The 19294-nt window shown below is 35.9% G+C and carries 16 protein-coding genes; 1 reads left to right on the plus strand and 15 read right to left on the minus strand.

Annotated features, from left to right (window positions below):
• Positions 1 to 46 precede the first annotated feature (46 nt).
• From rho to ypeB, 6 genes are all read right to left on the minus strand, one after another.
• Entirely contained in the window at positions 47 to 1507 is a 1461-nt protein-coding gene (gene rho / locus FHY60_RS14515; protein ID WP_243122160.1) for a transcription termination factor Rho, read from the minus strand.
• A gap of 365 nt (positions 1508 to 1872) precedes the next feature.
• Positions 1873 to 2217: a hypothetical protein gene (locus FHY60_RS14520; RefSeq protein ID WP_139905700.1), complete on the minus strand. Its 345-nt coding sequence runs from the start codon at positions 2215 to 2217 to the stop codon at positions 1873 to 1875.
• A gap of 124 nt (positions 2218 to 2341) precedes the next feature.
• Positions 2342 to 3952 (minus strand): CTP synthase, encoded by a 1611-nt coding sequence (locus tag FHY60_RS14525; protein ID WP_139905701.1) that lies wholly within the window; start codon positions 3950 to 3952, stop codon positions 2342 to 2344.
• Between the two features lie 155 nt (positions 3953 to 4107).
• On the minus strand, positions 4108 to 4413 hold the full coding sequence (locus FHY60_RS14530) for a ribose-5-phosphate isomerase (RefSeq protein ID WP_139905702.1): 306 nt from the start codon (positions 4411 to 4413) through the stop codon (positions 4108 to 4110).
• An 82-nt stretch (positions 4414 to 4495) separates the two neighbouring features.
• Complete coding sequence (locus tag FHY60_RS14535) at positions 4496 to 4909, minus strand: YwiB family protein (RefSeq protein ID WP_139905703.1); 414 nt, start codon at positions 4907 to 4909, stop codon at positions 4496 to 4498.
• A 153-nt stretch (positions 4910 to 5062) separates the two neighbouring features.
• On the minus strand, positions 5063 to 6430 hold the full coding sequence (gene ypeB / locus FHY60_RS14540; protein ID WP_139905704.1) for a germination protein YpeB: 1368 nt from the start codon (positions 6428 to 6430) through the stop codon (positions 5063 to 5065).
• 189 nt (positions 6431 to 6619) lie between these two features.
• On the opposite strand from ypeB, the gene FHY60_RS14545 reads away from it, so the two are divergent.
• Positions 6620 to 7738, plus strand: coding sequence for an MGDG synthase family glycosyltransferase (locus FHY60_RS14545; RefSeq protein ID WP_139905705.1), 1119 nt, complete (start codon positions 6620 to 6622; stop codon positions 7736 to 7738).
• Between the two features lie 38 nt (positions 7739 to 7776).
• Here the strand turns inward: FHY60_RS14545 and spoIIR are convergent, their stop codons facing one another.
• The 9 genes from spoIIR to FHY60_RS14590 form a co-directional block, all read right to left on the minus strand.
• Complete coding sequence (gene spoIIR, locus FHY60_RS14550; protein ID WP_139905706.1) at positions 7777 to 8436, minus strand: stage II sporulation protein R; 660 nt, start codon at positions 8434 to 8436, stop codon at positions 7777 to 7779.
• 74 nt (positions 8437 to 8510) lie between these two features.
• On the minus strand, positions 8511 to 9686 hold the full coding sequence (locus FHY60_RS14555) for a Ger(x)C family spore germination protein (RefSeq protein WP_139905707.1): 1176 nt from the start codon (positions 9684 to 9686) through the stop codon (positions 8511 to 8513).
• Entirely contained in the window at positions 9683 to 10786 is a 1104-nt protein-coding gene (locus FHY60_RS14560) for a GerAB/ArcD/ProY family transporter (RefSeq protein ID WP_163215769.1), read from the minus strand. Before FHY60_RS14560 ends, FHY60_RS14555 begins: the two co-directional genes overlap by 4 nt.
• A gap of 24 nt (positions 10787 to 10810) precedes the next feature.
• Entirely contained in the window at positions 10811 to 12271 is a 1461-nt protein-coding gene (locus FHY60_RS14565; RefSeq protein ID WP_139905709.1) for a spore germination protein, read from the minus strand.
• Between the two features lie 22 nt (positions 12272 to 12293).
• Positions 12294 to 12479 carry a CLC_0170 family protein gene (locus tag FHY60_RS14570; protein WP_139905710.1) on the minus strand — a complete coding sequence of 62 codons (186 nt, stop codon included), beginning with the start codon at positions 12477 to 12479 and terminating at the stop codon, positions 12294 to 12296.
• A 130-nt stretch (positions 12480 to 12609) separates the two neighbouring features.
• A complete protein-coding gene (gene ispE, locus FHY60_RS14575; RefSeq protein ID WP_139905711.1) occupies positions 12610 to 13452 on the minus strand; it encodes a 4-(cytidine 5'-diphospho)-2-C-methyl-D-erythritol kinase in 843 nt (280 codons plus the stop codon).
• A gap of 107 nt (positions 13453 to 13559) precedes the next feature.
• On the minus strand, positions 13560 to 16184 hold the full coding sequence (gene cphA / locus FHY60_RS14580) for a cyanophycin synthetase (RefSeq protein WP_139905712.1): 2625 nt from the start codon (positions 16182 to 16184) through the stop codon (positions 13560 to 13562).
• 51 nt (positions 16185 to 16235) lie between these two features.
• Positions 16236 to 17045 carry a cyanophycinase gene (locus FHY60_RS14585; RefSeq protein WP_139905713.1) on the minus strand — a complete coding sequence of 270 codons (810 nt, stop codon included), beginning with the start codon at positions 17043 to 17045 and terminating at the stop codon, positions 16236 to 16238.
• A gap of 178 nt (positions 17046 to 17223) precedes the next feature.
• Positions 17224 to 18780 carry a DUF3794 and LysM peptidoglycan-binding domain-containing protein gene (locus tag FHY60_RS14590; RefSeq protein WP_139905714.1) on the minus strand — a complete coding sequence of 519 codons (1557 nt, stop codon included), beginning with the start codon at positions 18778 to 18780 and terminating at the stop codon, positions 17224 to 17226.
• Positions 18781 to 19294: the final 514 nt, after the last annotated feature.

Raw genomic sequence — 19294 nt, forward strand, 5'->3', positions numbered from 1 at the left:
ATCAGAGCTATAAAAAAGCAGGAAGTTTATTTCCTGCTTTTTTTCGTTACTTATTATTATCTTTTGAAAAAATGTCTCCTTTGGCAAACATGTTCATAAACTCTTCGTTAGTCTTTGTTTTTGCCAATAAGTTTATAAGTTTCTCTGTAACGTCATCGGTATTGCCATCCTTGTAAAGAACCTTTCTGATTGCATATGCCACATCTTTTTCTGCATTAGAGTGCAGAAGATCGTCTCTTCTTGTACCTGACTTGTATATATCGATAGCGGGGAATATTCTTCTTTCCTGCAGCTTTCTATCCAAATGAACTTCCATGTTACCTGTTCCCTTAAACTCTTCAAATATCATGTCGTCCATTCTGCTGCCGGTTTCTATTAGAGCTGTAGCCAATATAGTCAAGCTACCGCCTTCCTCAATATTTCTAGCTGCTCCAAAGAACTTCTTAGGCATAATTAGGGCTCCTGGGTCCAAACCTCCGGACAGAGTCCTTCCTGTTGGAGTAATGGTCAAATTATAGGCTCTGGACAATCTTGTTATGCTATCCAAGAGTATAACAACATTCTGCCCCTGCTCTACCATTCTCTTTGCTCTTTCCAGAACCATTTGAGCTACCTTGGTATGGTGCTCCGGTTCCTCATCAAAGGTAGAGAAGATTACCTCCCCGTTGATTGACCTCTGCATATCGGTAACTTCTTCCGGCCTTTCATCTATTAGAAGCACAATTAGCTTTATTTCAGGATAATTCTTGGATAAATTCTGGGCAATCTTTTTCAAAAGAGTAGTTTTACCGGCTTTCGGAGGAGCTACAATAAGTCCTCTTTGGCCCATACCTATAGGACATATAATATCCATTAGTCTTGATGATAAATCCAATTGACTGGCAGTCTCCAGCTTAAGTCTGCGGTTCGGATATATGGGTGTCAAACCTTCGAAAGGCTTTCTGCCTACAGCTTTTTCCGGCGATTCACCATTAACCTTTTCCACATATAAAAGAGCTTTAAACTTCTCTCCTTCTTTTGGCGTTCTTACCTTACCCTCAATCTCATCTCCAGTTCTAAGATTAAATCTGCGTATCTGAGATGGTGAAACATAGACATCATCGGGTGTTGAAAGATAATTTCTTCCCCTTAAAAAACCAAAGTTATTATTTTCATTGATTTCAAGAACTCCCTTTGCAGAGTCTGAATCATTTATCATATCTCTTAACTTTTCTTTCTTTTCTTCACCATTAGTCTTAACTTCATTAGCCCTATTTTCTAATACAGGGGTTATTATGCTTTCGTTCAATATGTCTTTACCTTCTCTTTCTATACTTTCAACACTGTCCCTGGTCTCTGAAGGAACAGCGGTCTTTTGTGCAATTCTCTCCCTTAGTACCACTCCATCTTTTTCTATGGCCGCAGGGGATACTTTTTTAATCTCTTCAATGAGCTCATTCTTTTTATATTTTGTTACATTCTTTATCCCTAACTCCTTAGCAAGGGATTTTAATTCTATTAATGTCATACTCTCATAATTACTGTTATTCAATGCGACACCTGATTTGCACACTTAGAAAAGAATAATCTTCTCTTCAAAGATTAACCTTATGCCAACCAGACTTCACCCACCTTTCTACAAATTTACATTCACGATATAATCTTTTACAATATCAGTACTAATGGGAATTTAAAAGAAATCTTTAATGATAATAAGAATATCTTTAATCTTGAAAATAGAAACTTAGAAATGTAAATTAAAAATATTGTATAGGGTTCTAACTTCAAACATTAATTTATAATAAGTTAAGCTTGCTTAAATGAACCCTACACATAATACTTCTTATATTATACACAGTATTTTTAATTTAATCCATATAATTGAATTTTTTTCTAAAGCATCGCATAAAGTTTACTATTTACTTCATTGTATTTATTTATATATTTATTGATTCTCATGGGCTTGCCAACGAAAAATATGGGAGAACCGGTTAATTCACAGCCGCCGATAACTAATTGCTTCTTCAATAAGTCAGAAACCTTGTACTTAGCTTCATGATATTCTCCGCAAATGGGACACTTAACCTTTACATAAACATCTTTAGCTTTTGTTATTTTTGACTGAAAGTTAGGTAGATGCTTGCTGGTGCTCTCTATTTCAAAAATCGAAGTATCAATCATGTTATATCTGCTTTCTGTATCCTTAACAGCAATTTTAAGTTCTGTATTATACAGCACTAAATCACCTCCTACCATCTTCTAGTATATATAATTCTATATACAAGTAAAAATTCCTTCAAAATCACAACTAAATAATTAAAACACAATAACGAAAAAATCTCAAGGAAACCTTGAGATTTTTTTATTGCTTATGCTTATTTTCCAGCGAGGCCTTGATAAAGTCTACAAATAAAGGATGGGGCCTATTGGGTCTTGATTTTAATTCCGGGTGGAATTGTACTCCAACAAACCATGGATGATCCTTCACTTCAACTATCTCAACAAGTCTTTCATCCGGGCTGGTACCTGCTATAACAAGTCCTGCCTCTTCCATAGCCCTTCTGAATTGGTTGTTAAATTCATATCTATGCCTATGTCTTTCATAAATCATGTCCTCTGCATAGGCTATTTTTGAGAAGGTTCCCTGGCCCAATTTACAGGGGTATGCCCCTAGCCTCATGGTACCTCCCTTTTCGTCTATATTCTTTTGATCCAGCATCAAATCAATTACAGGATGGTAAGTTTCAGGATTTATTTCCGATGTATTCGCATCTTTATAGCCTAACACATTTCTTCCAAACTCTATAACTGCACACTGCATACCAAGGCAAATACCAAAGAAAGGTATCTTATTTTCTCTGGCATATTTTATAGCCTCTATTTTTCCTTCTACACCACGGTCTCCAAAACCACCAGGTACAAGGATACCATCACTTTCCCCAATCAGTTTTTCTACATTTCCCTCATTGACAGTACTAGCGTCAACCCAATTTATTTCAACCTTTGCATCATTATGTAGACCGCCGTGACTCAACGCCTCTACCACTGAAATATAGGCATCATGAAGCTCCACATATTTTCCCACAAGAGCAATTCGCACACTCTTCTTGAGATTTTTCAGATTATTTACCATATATATCCATTCATTATTATCTATAGTTGAACATTGAAGGTTCAACTTCTCACATACAAGGGTATCAAGTCCTTCTTTATGAAGCATCAATGGTACCTCGTATAGGTTTTCCGCATCTAAGTTCTGGATTACAGCTCTTCCGTCTATGTTACAGAAAAGACCGATTTTATTTTTCAGGTCTTGTGAAAGCTCTTTTTCCGATCTGCACACTATTATATCAGGTTGTATACCAATACTTCTCAGTTCTTTTACAGAATGCTGAGTAGGCTTTGTTTTTAGTTCCCCGGCCTTCCCCAAAAAAGGAACTAAGGTTACATGTATGAAGCATACATTTTCTCTGCCGACTTCATACTTTATTTGACGAATTGCTTCCAGGAAAGGTAGGGATTCAATATCACCAACAGTACCTCCAATTTCAGTTATGACTACATCTACTTCTCTTTCCTCTGCAACTTTATACACTCTCTCTTTTATTTCATTGGTTATATGCGGGATAACCTGAACAGTTCCTCCCAAGTAGTCACCGCGTCTTTCCTTTGAAATCACAGACCAATATACTCTTCCGGTAGTAACATTATTATTTTGGCTTAAGCTCTCATCAATAAATCTTTCATAATGTCCTAAGTCCAAATCAGTTTCTGCTCCGTCGTCGGTGACAAAAACTTCTCCATGCTGATAAGGACTCATAGTACCTGGGTCTACATTTAAATAAGGATCAAATTTCTGTATAGAAACTCTGAGCCCCCTGTTTTTTAACAAGCGTCCTAGTGATGCGGCAGTAATGCCCTTTCCAAGCGAAGAAACAACTCCTCCGGTAACAAATACATATTTAGTGTTCATGTAATCCCTCCCACATAAAATTATTTTAAAAAACTGTTGACAATGGTAGGGGATCATTATATAATAAAAATTACCCTCTCAATTTATAATGCCCTTCTTATTGTCTCAACATAGACTACATAATATCACATAATTTTATCTTATGCTAGTATTTTTTATAGTATTTTTTGGGCTATTTTTTCTAACTCAAAATATTTTTCTCGAAACTCTCTATTTATAAAGAACTTTTCCTCCGCTTTTTTCACATTATTTCGGATTGATTTTTTTGTTGATATTCTTAAATCCTTTCTTATATAATCCACGTCTGTACACTTATACTTCTCCAGTAAAAGAAACAACAGGTATTTACATTCCCTATCTCTTAATATATAGCTTAATTGTTCTTTACTTATCCCCTTATAGTTACATATTATTTCAATGATCGCATCGTACCTTGATTGCTTATATTTTCCTATATCCATAAAAAACACTCCTAATTTTTGAATAATCTATTAGAATTATTATCCTAATATCATTATTCTAATCATAGAAGTGCCTTTATACTTAAGCCTTTATAGAAATATTCAATTCAGTTTTCTGGGGAATCTGTCCCGCTATACTCATATCATACTTAATAAAAATCTCTCCACCCTTATCGTCCACATTTACCTTAAGTTCTTTGGTGGATATTACCAACTCCAAAGCACCATAAGGAGTATTATACAGGGTAGTATACTTGCTATCTTTCGCAAATTCCATTTTAGCAGTTGTAGTACCTTCTCTTATTAGTAAAACCTTATTGGGTTGTATTTGCAAGGATGTTGTGGTTCCTTCCATTCCGGATACTTCAGTTTCATTGTATTGTGCTAAGTAATAATCCGATTGTTTATAGTACTTTCCCGGAGTTTTTACTTCTATAACCTCATCCTTTTTTCCACCTTGGCTACTGCTAATAGATATTAAGGCTCGTTTATCCATAATGTCACCTTTCTTTCCAAATACATAAAGATAAAATTTAAAGAAGGAACTTGTATTTTAGTCCCTTCTTTAAATAAGTTTAATTATTTTCTCTTGTTTTATCAAGAGTTTTATGCAATATACCTATAATTTAAGCAACAAGCTGAAGCCTTATTATAAAGTGAGTTTGCCATTTGGAGTATTGATAACTTTTAATATTCTTTGGGTCTTTCTGGTTTCAGCATTTATATAAACTAAGAATTCATCATCATTATTTGTTCCTGCAAACTCATAGCACAAAACTTCTTTATTATCCTCAGTCGGTATTATGGCCAGTTTTATGCTTTTTACCTGCAGTCTCTTGCTTACAGCCTTTTGGGCTTCTTCTTTAGATATCTTTGGCTCAGGCTGCTTTCTATCCGGATCATGAGATATAAGAAACTTTTCAGCTTCAATTCCCTTAATAGTACCATCGTCAAGAGACACCTTTAATTTTATCTGTTCCGGATATATAGTTACATCTTTCATAATTCGTACATAATTAATTATCATGTTGTCTTCATAGGTTAAGGTGTAGGAAGGTTTCAGTTCCTTATAACCTATACTTTCAAGGTACTTATTAGCAATTTCTGTAGCCTTTTTTTCGTCTATGGTTGGCCTGTCATAACCCTTATTGTCAAGTAAATATACTATTTTACCACCATGCTTACTTACCTCAACTACTACGCTTTCATTTTTTTCTCTACCGCTTAAGGTAACATCAAAGCTGTAAGAACTTATTCTGGTATTGGCCTCTCTGTCTCTCAGTTTTATACTTTCTATCTTTTCCTTTTCAAAAAGCTTCCTTACAGTTTTTTCTGCTTCTTCTTTGGAAACCTCTTTTAGCTCGTTTACCTTGGGCTTAATTTCCAAAACATTATCGGAAAAAGGACCATCATATATAAGTGCCGGATAATCCAGTACCTGTTTCCTTACATTCTTGAACTTTTCCGAAACTTCATTTTCTTCGCCAATTGCCAGTACCCCGGTGACCTTTTTCCTAATCTCTCCCCATTTTACATCTCCTTGATTTATCTCAGCAAGTATATTATTTAATTGTGCTTTTAACTTATAAGATTGGTCTTCAAGCCTACTGATAGTTTCATATTCTTCATCAGTAAGTTCTCTGCCATCAGAAGTGGCCTTAACCAGAGTATAGCCATAATCTCCAACCTGGGATAAAAACCTAGTTGTTTCTTGAGACACCTCTATGGGTATTGGCAGTGAGTTTAACCTGTCATTAGCAGAAGTTGCATGCCTGTATATGTCTTCAAATATCATCATACTTTGCTCTTTGCTGTTGGTAATGGCAGACTTTCCTAAACTATCTTCTATATTTTCAAGATTATTTATTAATTCATATAAGTTCTTACTGTATTCACCTTGAAGATAATTTCTGTAATCAGTTCTCTCTAAGGTCATCAGTATGGCATAGGTAGTAGAAAACACTACTATCAACGTAACCAACAAGGTATAAATCATTCTTTTCTTTGTCATTTCCATATATAGAACCTCCTACATGGTTATTTAACTACTTCTATTATCCCTATTAAATTACAGTGTTATTCTTTTTTATGTTTATTAGTCAACTCTTTTTATGTATAATAGAGTGGTATCATTTATAAAATCCACAATAGTGGAAAAATTATATAACAAGCAAGTACTTGACCAAATAGCAAAAGGGTGAAATTGATGCGTACTCTAATACTTTCAGTTTCTGCAGGCGGAGGCCATGTGAAAGCTGCAGAGGCCATTGAACTGTATGTTAAATTAGATAATCCTGAAAATGAAGTTATGTTAGTTGATACAATTAAATATATTAATCCAATTCTAGACAAAGTTGTTATCGGAGGCTATTTAAAAAGCCTTAAGTTTTCACCTTTTCTCTTCGGCAAGCTCTATGATCTTGCTGAGAACGGTGAAAGCATAGCTAACTTTAGCAATAAAGTTAACGAAATAATTATTCATAAGTTAATTCCCCTTATAGAAGACTATGCTCCCGATGTTATAGTAACCACTCATCCTTTTTCAACGGAAATGATTTCCATTTTGAAAGGTAAGGGGAAAATACATATTCCCGTGGCTGCAATACTTACGGATTATGCGCCGCACAGTTTTTGGATTCATCCCAACATCGATGCATATATAGTATCGACGGAAGAAATGGTAGATGAGATGGTGCGAAGAGGTGTTGAAAGGGCTATTCTCCATCCCCTAGGCATACCAGTTATACCTGGCTTCACCAAAGTCTTCCCACGCGAGGAAACCTTAGAATCCCTTGGACTAAACCCGCAAAAGCCAACGGTGCTATTAATGGGCGGAAGCCTGGGTATGGGAAAAATAACCGCACTGTATGAAGAACTGCAGCAGACAGAGACGGACCTTCAGATTATTGTTATTACGGGAAGTAACCACAAACTTTTCTCTCGACTATCGGATGAAAAGAATACTTGTATTAAACACACCCGGATCATCGGTTATACTACAGAGGTAAACAGATATATGCAGGCTTGTGATTTGCTGATTACAAAACCCGGCGGATTAACCATAACAGAGGCCCTCATTTGCGGTGTTCCCTTGGCATTGTTTTCCGCTATACCCGGGCAAGAAGAGAAAAACGCTGAATTTCTTATCAAAAACCACCTAGCCGTAGATTTAGGTGATGGGAAATACTGCAGAAATATTATAGATAGCTTGTTATCTTCTTCAGACAGACTGATGGAAATGAAAAATAATTGTTCAAAGTTTGCAAAACCAAACAGCGGCTATGCTATAAAAAAACTTTTATATTCATTAATAAAAGAAAGTTAGCGGTAATTAACCCCTCTAACTTTCTTTTATGTTATTATTCATTCACTTAATATATAACTTTTTATAGCATTAAAAATCTCAACTATTTTAAATTTTAGTTCTATATTATTACTCTTGTTATTAATAAAATCAAATTCCTCATCACTTAATACTTTCTTCATTTCTTCTGCTGTTTTTTCTTCTGCCACTTCTCCCTTTGTAATATCTATGAAGCATAGAGGCGGAAACATTACGCACCACCAATTTTGCCCTCCGGCCTCCCCAATTAAGATCCTATAGGCTTCATAATTTCCCTGAGGCAGAGTAACAATACCATAACTCTTTACAGGAAAGTTTTCTTTAGATAAAGCTGTATTAACTTCATATTCATAACCATTCTCTTTAATAATCCTTTCAGCAGTGGCTTTTATTTTTGCATCATTCTTTTTTAGCACCTGCCGCGCTTGTTCTATAGACGTGCATTCATTGAATTCCGGGGCTATTAGCTTGAGTACCTCATCCCTAACCTTTAGCTTCAGGCTTTGGTCTTCAGCACTATCGCTATTAGCTATAACATGAAATCTTATAAGTTTACTGCTTACAGAATTTAATAATTCCTTATCTATTTTTTTACCGCCTAAAACTACGTCATACACAATTTCATTTGCCGCTAATGCAGTTAATACTAAGATACTAATTACCAGTATAATTCGTTTCATTTAGAATTCCTCCCACCCATTGCTTATACCAGTAATTATTTACCATTTATTTACTTTTTAAACATGCTTTTTATTTATTTTCTTGTACCTATTCTTCTTATATCAACATCTACATTCACATTAATAACCGCATCTTTAAAACTCTTTTCCCAGTCACCTTGTATCTTTTTCCAGGTATCCGGCATAAACTTAATCACATACTCCCTTAATCCAAATATATCTACTCCATATTCCCTTTGAATTCTCCTTGCTACCTTTTCTCCTTCCTCACTAAGAGAACGGCTGAAATATTCTTGAAATTCATCCAAGGTGGTGTCATTGAAAATTTCCTTATCCACCTTGTACTGTTTTATTTTGCCTTCTATATCTATATCTATATTAAAGAATAGCTTCCCATCACTTTCGCTAAATTTTAGTCTTCTCTTTAGTCCGTCTATCTCAAAATCTACAGGAACCCTATCCTTATATATTACCTTTTTCCCACTTGTAAGCTGCCCCCTCAACATTTCAATGACCGTGGTATCCTGCAGAGACAAAACTCCTATCACCTTATACCCCTTGATTATTGCTATCCCGTCAATTAACATTTCGTTTTTTTCCTTATCGATTCTCAGTGCCGGTATAATAGCATTTCCGTTGTCACTTAACAATATCAGAAAATCATTTAAGGTTATAGGCAAAATAGCAGCATTCTTTTTACTATTCTCCATTAGCCCCGTTATATATGCTCCTATTGTATTTTCCATCTCAAGTTTAAAATCAAAAAACTCTTCCACATCTCCTTCAGTCATCATTACATACATAGTTCTATTGGTATGGGGGCTTCTAGACAAAAAGTCAACGACTTCTTCAACTTGATCAGGATACTGTAATATTTCTTGACTAAGCAGTAATAACTCAGCATGGCCAAGGTTTATAGCCCTGCTGCTTTTCATTACAGCGTTAGATAAGGCATCTTCCATGGAATATGCCGGGGTTTTTACATATTTATCTGAAGATATTTGAGGGTTTTGAGAATTGTACTTACTTATATCGGGAAAGGCAAAGGTAACATTTAATCTTTCCAGCTTTCTCTCTCCAAATGGCTCATCAGGTTTTACACCCTCCAAGGCTTTTTTATTTTTTATGTCTTTCCCTACATCAATGCCTATGGTTGATGCAAAAGCATTTCTATCTATCTCCACCTTATCCCAGCAGCCGCCTAGAATCATGGTACTACAGGCCAGGAATAAGACCAATAGCTTCTTCATTCTACTCCCTCCTTTTTCACCAAAATACTTCTTCGCGAAGTAATAATTAAGATAAAAGGAAGTATCAATAGGTTGATTCCTAAGTTAACTGGTGTTATATAGCTGATTGCCATGTATAACTCAGATATATTTGTAGGAATCATGGCTACTAGGTATATTACCGGGGCAATTACCAAAGAGGAAAGTTTTATATCCTTCAAGGCAACTGCATCACTTAGCAAATATGAAGAGAAAGTAAAGTTATTTGCAAAGGTTGTGAAGTAGAACATGACCCACAAGGCCATAACTACCCCATCCCATCTCTCCACAAAGGATCCCGGTATCTCTATAGTCCTAACCATTGCAATGGTAGGCCACAAAAGATTTTTTATCTCAGCAGTGGTAAACATAGCTATACATAGCACAGACAAAATAACATAGAAGGCAATAATGAAGCTCATACTTACAGTAAGGGTCTTAAAAGCCCTTTCTTTATTCTTTAACAGCGGAGAAATGAGATAGGTTATTTCCAGTCCACCAAAAGAAAACATTGCTCCAATTATTGCTTTCAAATAGTTGCCGGGTTCATTCCTCAGAACCGGCAGTATATTAGTAAAATTTGATTCCCCTGCGGCAAAAAGGATAATAGCCAGCATCGGCAAAAACATTATCCAAAGTGCTATCTCATTAAATTTAACATTACTGCGTATACCTCCCCTGACTAAGTACATTCCCACAAGGATTGTAACGAGAATAAGAAATTCTGTAGGAGTTTTCTCTAAGAGGTACATCTTAACAACTTCTACAAAGGCCCTCATTCCCAAGGAAAAAGAAGCAATATTAGGCAAAATCATCAAAGTCATCACAATGGCGCCAAATACGGTGCCAAAGTTCCGCCTTATGATTTCTGTAATTCTTCTGTATCCATTTAATTTAATAGCCTTAATAACAAGCTTAAGCAGTAACAGATTTATTAGGCCTGAGGCTATAGTAACTATCCACACATCTCCGCCAACCAAAGTCGCCATTTCTCTGGGATAGGAAAATATACCTATTCCAACAACTGTAACAACTATAGTAGAAAAAAAACCATAGGAGGTTATAAAATTATTCTTTTCCATTGCTCTTCCCTCCATATCAAATGTTTATTTCTGCCTTACCCTATCTTGGGGATTCATATATTCCGGCCTCTTTTTAAAGTACTGTAAAGGAGACCTAATAAAGGTATCTTTTAAATCCCCACTTCTTGTATTAACTATAGGTGACATATATGGTATGCCAAAGCTTTCTAGTCTTATGATATGAATCAAATACACTATTAACATTATTGTTATGCCATATAAACCAATAACTGAAGCCGCTATGATAAGAGTAAAGCGGATTATCCTCAAAGAAGCCACAGCTTCATAATTAGGGGTCATAAAGGTGGTTATGGTGGTCACTGATACAATAATGATCATAAAAGGACTTACAATACCAGCGGTTACAGCCGCCTGACCAATAATTAAACCTCCTACTATACCTATGGTAGTCCCAATACCCTTTGGAAGCCGTATTACCGCTTCTATTAGCAAGGCCATACTAACTTCCATTATGATAGCCTCTACATAAGCAGGAAATGGTATACCCTCTCTTGTAGAAGCCATAGAATAGGCCAGTCTTCTAGGAATGATTATGGTATGAAAGGAAGTCACTGCCACATAAAGTGCCGGTAAAACCAAGGATAGAAAAATTGCAATCAGTCTTATTAACCTTATTATAGAAGAATAAATCCATCTCTGGTAATAATCGTCAGGAGACTGAAATAGGTTTACCAAAGTTGTGGGCGCCAAAAGAGTGAAAGGAGAATTATCTACTATTATGGCAACCCTTCCTTCATAAAGGGCTGCAGCAACTACATCCGGCCTTTCCGTACTTTGAATCTGAGGAAATATAGACCACTTATTGTCTTCAACTAACTGCTCTATATAACCGCTGTCAAGTATTGCATCAATTTTTATTTTTTCCAACCTATCCTTTACTTTAGTTAACACATCCCTATTAACAATATCGTCAATATACATTATTACTACATCTGTCTTGGATCTGGTTCCCACACTTACACTCTCTACTTTCAGCCTGGTGTCTCTTATTCTCCTTCTTATGAGAGCAGTGTTAAACCTCATGGTTTCAACCAGACCTTCTCTTGAGCCTCTGATAACTGTCTCTCCGGATGGATCAGACACTCCTCTTGCAGGCCATAGTCTTGTTGCAATTATATATACTTCCTCTAAACCATCTATCATCAAGATGGTTTCTCCTGTTAACAGTGCATTTATAGCCTTATCCAATCTCTTTTGAGGCTTAATGTCTGTTACGGTAACAAGCCTATCCTTTATTTCCTTTACATTCTTTATCCTATCTCCAAATATCATCAGTGATTCCATCACATAATCATTAAGCAGAGCTTTATCTGCAAGGCCCTCAATATAAATTACCGCAGCCTGCCACTGCCCAACCTTAAACTGTCTGAATATAGCATCCGTATTATCAGCTAATAATTCCTGTATATATGTATAGTTCTCTTCCAAATCGGATGATATTTCACTTCTAATTACTTCTTTCATAAAACAAAATACCTCCTCTCCACTATCTTAACTTGCCGGCTATATATAGAAGTAAAGCAAGGACAATAAGCACACTTCCTAAGAACTTTGCCTTTCTTGCCTCACCCTTTCTGTCTTCCTTGTTGAATTGTCTTCCGTCCTTAAATATAACAACTAAGGAGGTTAATATAACGAGAGCAAGAAAGTATTCATTAAATAGTCCAAGCATAAAACCTTTCCTCCTTACATCCTACTGCACTTTATTTTTATCTATAGCTTAGTAAAATATGCATCTATCAGTAACCCAATTAAAGAAAAACAGCACTGACAAAGATTACTACAATCCTTGTCAGTGCTGTCTATATAGTTCTTGTTAAAAAAACTTCATTATATTTAGTTTTCAGTGCCTCATAACATTTCTGTGCCTTTAATATATCGTCGAAAAAACCAAATATAGTCGGCCCACTACCGCTCATCATTGAGTTTAAAGCACCAAACCTAACCATTTCTCTTTTTATCTCTCTCAGTATATAATGCTTTCTCAAGGTGACATTTTCTAATACATTCCTCATTAAGTTAGCTGTTTTATTTAGATCATCATCCTCCATGGAAGCAATAATTTCCCTAGTTTGAGGATGTACATTAATTTTATTTATATTTAGGGCCATATATACCTCCTTGGTAGACACGCCAAAAGAAGGTTTTACCAAGACCACAATGTGATTTTTGAAAGGCTTCAAGGGTTCTACTATCTCCCCAATTCCCTTACACAGAGCGGTGCCTCCCACAATACAATAAGGAACGTCTGCGCCTATTTTAAGCCCTAAGCTCATTAATTCTTCATCGGTAGCAGCAACTTCAAAAAGGTCTCTCATGCCCTTCAGTACCGCCGCTGCGTTTGAACTTCCGCCCGCCAAGCCTGCTGCTGCCGGTATATTCTTATATATATTTATGTAAACCCCACTGTTTATATCGTAAGTATCCATAAATAACTTAGCAGCCTTATAGGCTAAATTTCTTTCATCTGTTGGAATATATGGTTTATTACAGCTTATTTCAATGTCCTTAGTCTTTTTCTCCAGTGTGATCTCATCATATAATTCTACGTTTTGCATTATCATTTCAAGAAGGTGATATCCATCTTCCCTTTTGCCAATAACATCTAAAGATATGTTAATCTTAGCATAAGCTTTTATATACATACTTTTTTCCTCCATGCAAATATTACTTATACTGTCCCTATCAAGTACATTATGAGTAATATTGCATAAAAAGTAAAGTATTTAATCTGCTCTTATATGAAAAAGCCTTATGCCATAACGGCTTCTGAGTCGGCTGATAAATCTATCCTATCCTTTACAATTTCCAAAAGAGCTTCATACTTCTCAAGGAAAACCATTATTATATCACCGCATTTTGCATTATCTAATGCCATAACCAAGGCTTCTCTTTCATTCTCTAATACTTTTATATTATCTTCGTCTATACGGTCAGCTTCTAAGACTCCTCTCTTTAGCAGCTCTGCTACTTCCCATTTAGCTCTACCCCGTTTATCATCATCTTCTTTAATATAGATATAATCGAAACTCTCTCCTGCAATTCTTCCTATCTCCAATATATCACTGTCCAGTCTATCGCCGGGAACTCCAATTATTCCAACTAACCTCTTATGCTTCATATCCTTAAGCACCTCTGCCACAGCCCTGTACCCATCTTTATTGTGACCATAGTCCAGTATTACACTTATGCCATTGATATCAAAAATATTAAATCGTCCGGGGTTGCTTTCTTCATCACAATAAAAGCTGCATAACCCTTTGCTTATAACCTTAGGTGATGTACCTACGCCCACTAAGGCAGCTACTGCAGCAAGACTGTTTTCGATGTTAAACTTCGCCTTTCCTCTTAAGGTTATTGGTATACTCTTAACGCTTACAAGCTTTATACAATCTTCACCCTGCTGAATATAAATGCAGCCTTCTTTAAGATATATGCCAATACCTCCGCGGTCAATATTTTCTCTCATAATCTTGTTATCATGGTATTTTGAAAATATGATCAACTTACTTTTTACTCTATTAATTAAACCTGCAGAAACCTTATCATCCCCGTTTATTACTGCATATCCATCATCTTTAACCGCTTCAATTACCAAAGACTTAACATTAGCCAGGTCTTCTATTGTCTTTATTCCGTCTAAGCCCAGATGGTCATCGGTTATATTGGTCAACACTCCAACATCAGCCAAATCATAGGCCAAGCCCCTTCTTATGATTCCTCCTCTAGCGGTCTCAAGCACCGCTATTTCAACTTCTTTATTAAGCAATACTGCCATAGCACTTTCATATCCCGTAGTATCACCTTTCTCTATACAACGGTTATTTATATATATACCACCGGTTGTTGTCATTCCAACATTGTATCCGGCAGAAGATAATACATGGGCGATTAATCTTGTTGTTGTCGTCTTTCCGTTTGTACCGGTGACAGCAATTATTGGCACAGATCCCCTGCTATCCCTAAACATCATATCTACTATTGCCTTAGCAACATTTCTGCTCTTCCCTTCAAAGGGATAGTGATGCATCCTTATGCCGGGAGCGGAATTTATCTCTACTATAGCTCCCTGACCTTTAAGGGGAACACCAATATCTTTGACACAAATATCAACACCACATATATTAAGCCCCAAAGCAGAAGCGGCCCTCACACAAATTTCAATATTTTCTTTACATATTTGATCTGTACAATCCACTGAAACTCCGCCGGTGGATAAGTTGGCATTACCTCTCAGATATACAACTAATCCGCTGGGTAATACTGTTTCCAGATTATATCCCTCTTCCTTCAGTTTTGCAATCAACGTATCATCTATCTTGATCTGAGTCAGTGCCTTTTCATGTCCACTGCCTCTCCTTGGATCCTTATTTACATTTTCAATGAGCTTACGTATAGTATTTTTTCCGTCTCCAACTATAAAAGGAGGTATCCTTAGTGCCACGGCAACCACTTTACCGTCGATAACACAAACCCTATAGTCTCTCCCCGTAACATAGCCTTCCAACATTATGTCCTTGTAACTCACAATTAATTTATTGTAGGCTTCAATCAGTTCAGTTCTGGATTTAATATTTACAATGACACCCTTTCCCTGATTTCCAAATTGAGGCTTGAGAACTACAGGATATCCAATTTTATCTGCGTAGTACAATAAATCTACAGTGTTATTGATCTTATATCCTGTCGTAACCGGCAGACAATGCTTTTCCAATATAGCCTTTGTCATTAATTTATCGCAGGATATATCTACTCCTACAACACTTGTATCACTGCATATAGTTGCTTCAATAAGCTTACCATACTTACCGCTTCCTATTTGATAGAGGCCAGTATCACCAAGCTTAAATATGGGCAAACCTCGTTTTTTAGCTTCTTCACATATTGCACCGGTACTTGGCCCGATACATTCATCATTCAAAGTATCTTTAATCTCAGCTACTCTCTTTTCAAAATCTATGTCATTAATCTTACCTGTTAGCATATTTATTATATCTATAGCAAGATTAACGCACTTTAGCGCTGTTTTCTCATACTCATATTGAAATATAATATAGTACAAATCTTCACTGATTTCTCTGGCCTTACCAAAAGACACATCAATGCCTACCAGGTTTTGTAGGGCTATAATCATATGCTCACATATGTGAGCCAGATAAGTTCCTTCTATCAGGCGAGTATAAAATCCATTTTCCTCGTCTATTCCACACCTGTGATTCTTTAGATCCGGCAATAGCAGAAGCAATCTTTCATTAAATCCTTCTATATCTTTACTAGGAGTTTCACAATAGCCTTCTATGTCTACGTCCAACCGTATACACTTTCTATGAGAATAGATATTTCTTCCTTCGAACACTTTAATGTTTAAAAGTTTCATTTGTTTTCATTTTCCTCCCTGCTTTTTCAAGCAAAAAACTTATAATTTAGTCTATTCTTCTGCAAAAGGTTTTCTTAAATTTATATCAAATCTATCACCGGACTTTAATACGTGCATCCTAACATTGAATATTGACAGCACTTCATTGGGACACTGTTCTGACACATTGCTTCTCTCTATGGTGCTGCCATCTAATACATATACAGCACTATTGCCCAGTACCCTAAATATACCGTCACTGTTTACTTCAATAGCAGTGTCCTCATCTATGCCTATTCCCAAGCTTTGAGGGTTCTCTGCTACACCTACAAGCAACCTGCCAATTCTGCCTCTTTGTGCAAAATGCTGATCAATTATTACGCCTCTAATCAAACCCAGCCCAGGTGCCATCTTCAAGGTACATTTCCTCGGAGACTCCTCATCCGGTCCCTGTACCACCATATTGTCACTCATGGCAGAAGCTCCGGCAGAGGTGCCCACAAATACACATCCCTCTTCATACATTCTTAAGAGGGAATTATACAGCGGCGTTCCCCCTAACATGCTGGTTATCCTCAGTTGATCACCTCCAGTAAAGAATACTAAAGCCGCCTTATTTATCATTTGTATATTTTCATTTGATAAGGCATCTTCTCTGCTTACTACATTTAATATACTTACCCTTTTTACACCAAGATTTTCAAACACTTTTCTATATTGTGCTCCTACCTCAATGGGTGATTCTGTAGCAACGGTTACCACAACTAATTCATCTTCTTCCTTATTGAGCTTAGAGCATACATTCTTTAATATTTCTTTTTCACCTTTTTTGTCTTCAGCCCCTCCAATAATTATCAAAGTTCCCTTTACTTTTTCACTCAATAGCAACACCACCTTACATTGGTATCTTTTATTTTATCCATTGATAATATTCTTATTCAATATTATGTTCATCCCCACTATATGCAGCCCTTGTACAAAGCACTTACCGAATTATTCTTTACCTATATCTCAGAAAATATAAAAGGTGCCTCAAAATATCTCGAGACACCTTTTCTCATTATATAATGGCCCTACCAGGTATAATTAACTTATCATTTACATTGATAGAATTAACATTATCAATATTATTTATTCTTGCTATTTCATCTATTGTTGTATAATATCTCTTTGCTATTTTCCACAGAGTGTCTCCAGGCTGCACTACATATATGGTAACACTGGCTTTTTTCTTCGGGACATTTTCCTCTGACATAAGGACATCTATAAGGAAATCCTTCTCTGTAACATAGTTTACTCTTACATCAACGCCTACCACAGCTTTTACAGCGATTGTACTTGCTTCAACAGAAGCTTCAATGTTTTCTATAGTTGCCTTTACTACAGCCTGCATGTCTATTTTTGCACCTTCAACATCTACGGAACTGCTGAATGGAAGTTCCTCAGAAATTACCTTCAGCTTACTTTCTTCTGCTTCTGTAGCAAAAAGAACATTAAACTTAACAATACCTTCAACAACAACCTTGTTTTCAACTATTTTTTTGTCAGTAACCATGACTTCTCCATGGGACATTATTATTTCCCATGGCTTTACATCTGGTTCAATGTTATCCTTAACTATTGTCTCACTGTGATTGGTTCCTTGAAGAACATTCAGATTATAGCTCTTTTTAACCATATCCATTACTACCCTTGGTGAATATGCGTCCTCTATCATATCTATATGTTCTTTGTATTGAATCCTTACAGTAGCATTGATAATAGCTTCAATATCAACTATTCTGCTCTCTCCTAAGTCATCCTCTTTAATATCATAATCAATATTCTCTACTCTAAAATCTCCAAAGGCGCTCATGGAAGCGTCCACACCATCGATTTCAACATCTTTGCTTAAGTATACATCATCCTCGAGGCATACAAGGGTTCTTTCTCCGTTACCCCTGTAAAGCATCTTAACGTTAGCATAAGCTGTAATTTGAGCTCTTCCATCCATTAATTTTACTTCTTTTTTATGAAGATTTACATCACACTTCAGCACCTTGCCGATTTGCGGCTTGTCCATAGGTACCCTTATCTGAGTTTTTATTACGAGGTCAGTATCAGTATCTCCCAGTATTTTATCTATAACTGCTGGGTACTTAAGAGTCTGCAGATCATCTTCTCTGGCTATAGACTTCACAACTTCAAAGCTATAGTTTTTAAAAACTGCGGATTTAATCTTAATTATTCCACTGATTCCAACCTTTCTTTCATTTATAAGGTTTGAATCCATATGTTCAACATAACACTCAGCATCACAGAGCATTTTATGTTCAGCAGCGGGTATGTCAACATAATTGGAGAATTTATCACTGTAGGTTACATTATAAACTCCCATACCATCTTCTTCTTTAGCCAGATAAATTACATTATAAACAACCTGTCCTTCAACATAGACCTTATCCTGCATTGTTTCTTTAGCAGTTATTGAGGGTTTTACATCAACCATAAGTATTTCAACCACATCTGGGTGAGTGTCCGGTATTAAATATTCACCCTTAACTACGGTATCGGCAAAATTTTCCTCCAGTAACTGCTCATATTCTATATTTTCTTTTATCAGCTCAACAGAAGCCATATTATCCCTCCCTATAATACCTACTAATAATGTATACAAAGGGCTTGAATAAAATATGACAACAATTAAAAGAAAAATTTTGTTTATAGTAACAAAATATATAATTAGTTCAAGTATTATTAAAAGTTACCTAGCTGGTTTCACAAGAATTTTTTGAACAAAATATTGACAAACGACAATATTTGACGTAATATTATATATGGTTATTGACCATATAACCTCTCATAAATTCTCAATACCCTTTTATACCATAGTTGAAAGATGGATACCCACCATCTTTCTTTTTTATGTCCAAGCATCTATTTTCTGTAATTAATATTTTCATACTCTTAATTCATTTTATACTTTTTCCAAAAATATTTACGTAAGATTCTATATTTTACACTTTATTCATAAGACAAAAGAATGAGCTGAGCATTAAGCTTCACTCATTCTTTTTGTTTTATTAAAATGTTTTATAAGCCTTCCAGTAAAGAATTTAATCCTCGTGGAAACTCCTCCGAGGATTATGCTA

The organism is Clostridium thermarum, assembly GCF_006351925.1.
Classification (GTDB): Bacteria; Bacillota; Clostridia; order Clostridiales; family Clostridiaceae; genus Clostridium_AU; species Clostridium_AU thermarum.

Bases quoted from the DNA above. Each gene is read 5' to 3' on its own strand.
- spoIIR (WP_139905706.1), bottom strand. From the start codon at position 8,436: ATGAAACGAATTATACTGGTAATTAGTATCTTAGTATTAACTGCATTA.
- FHY60_RS14590 (WP_139905714.1), bottom strand. From the start codon at position 18,780: ATGGCTTCTGTTGAGCTGATAAAAGAAAATATAGAATATGAGCAGTTA.
- FHY60_RS14535 (WP_139905703.1), bottom strand. From the start codon at position 4,909: ATGGATAAACGAGCCTTAATATCTATTAGCAGTAGCCAAGGTGGAAAA.
- FHY60_RS14530 (WP_139905702.1), bottom strand. From the start codon at position 4,413: ATGGATATAGGAAAATATAAGCAATCAAGGTACGATGCGATCATTGAA.
- FHY60_RS14555 (WP_139905707.1), bottom strand. From the start codon at position 9,686: ATGAAGAAGCTATTGGTCTTATTCCTGGCCTGTAGTACCATGATTCTA.
- rho (WP_243122160.1), bottom strand. From the start codon at position 1,507: ATGACATTAATAGAATTAAAATCCCTTGCTAAGGAGTTAGGGATAAAG.
- cphA (WP_139905712.1), bottom strand. From the start codon at position 16,184: ATGAAACTTTTAAACATTAAAGTGTTCGAAGGAAGAAATATCTATTCT.
- ypeB (WP_139905704.1), bottom strand. From the start codon at position 6,430: ATGGAAATGACAAAGAAAAGAATGATTTATACCTTGTTGGTTACGTTG.
- FHY60_RS14545 (WP_139905705.1), top strand. From the start codon at position 6,620: ATGCGTACTCTAATACTTTCAGTTTCTGCAGGCGGAGGCCATGTGAAA.
- FHY60_RS14560 (WP_163215769.1), bottom strand. From the start codon at position 10,786: ATGGAAAAGAATAATTTTATAACCTCCTATGGTTTTTTTTCTACTATA.
- FHY60_RS14525 (WP_139905701.1), bottom strand. From the start codon at position 3,952: ATGAACACTAAATATGTATTTGTTACCGGAGGAGTTGTTTCTTCGCTT.
- ispE (WP_139905711.1), bottom strand. From the start codon at position 13,452: ATGTATATAAAAGCTTATGCTAAGATTAACATATCTTTAGATGTTATT.
- FHY60_RS14570 (WP_139905710.1), bottom strand. From the start codon at position 12,479: ATGCTTGGACTATTTAATGAATACTTTCTTGCTCTCGTTATATTAACC.
- FHY60_RS14565 (WP_139905709.1), bottom strand. From the start codon at position 12,271: ATGAAAGAAGTAATTAGAAGTGAAATATCATCCGATTTGGAAGAGAAC.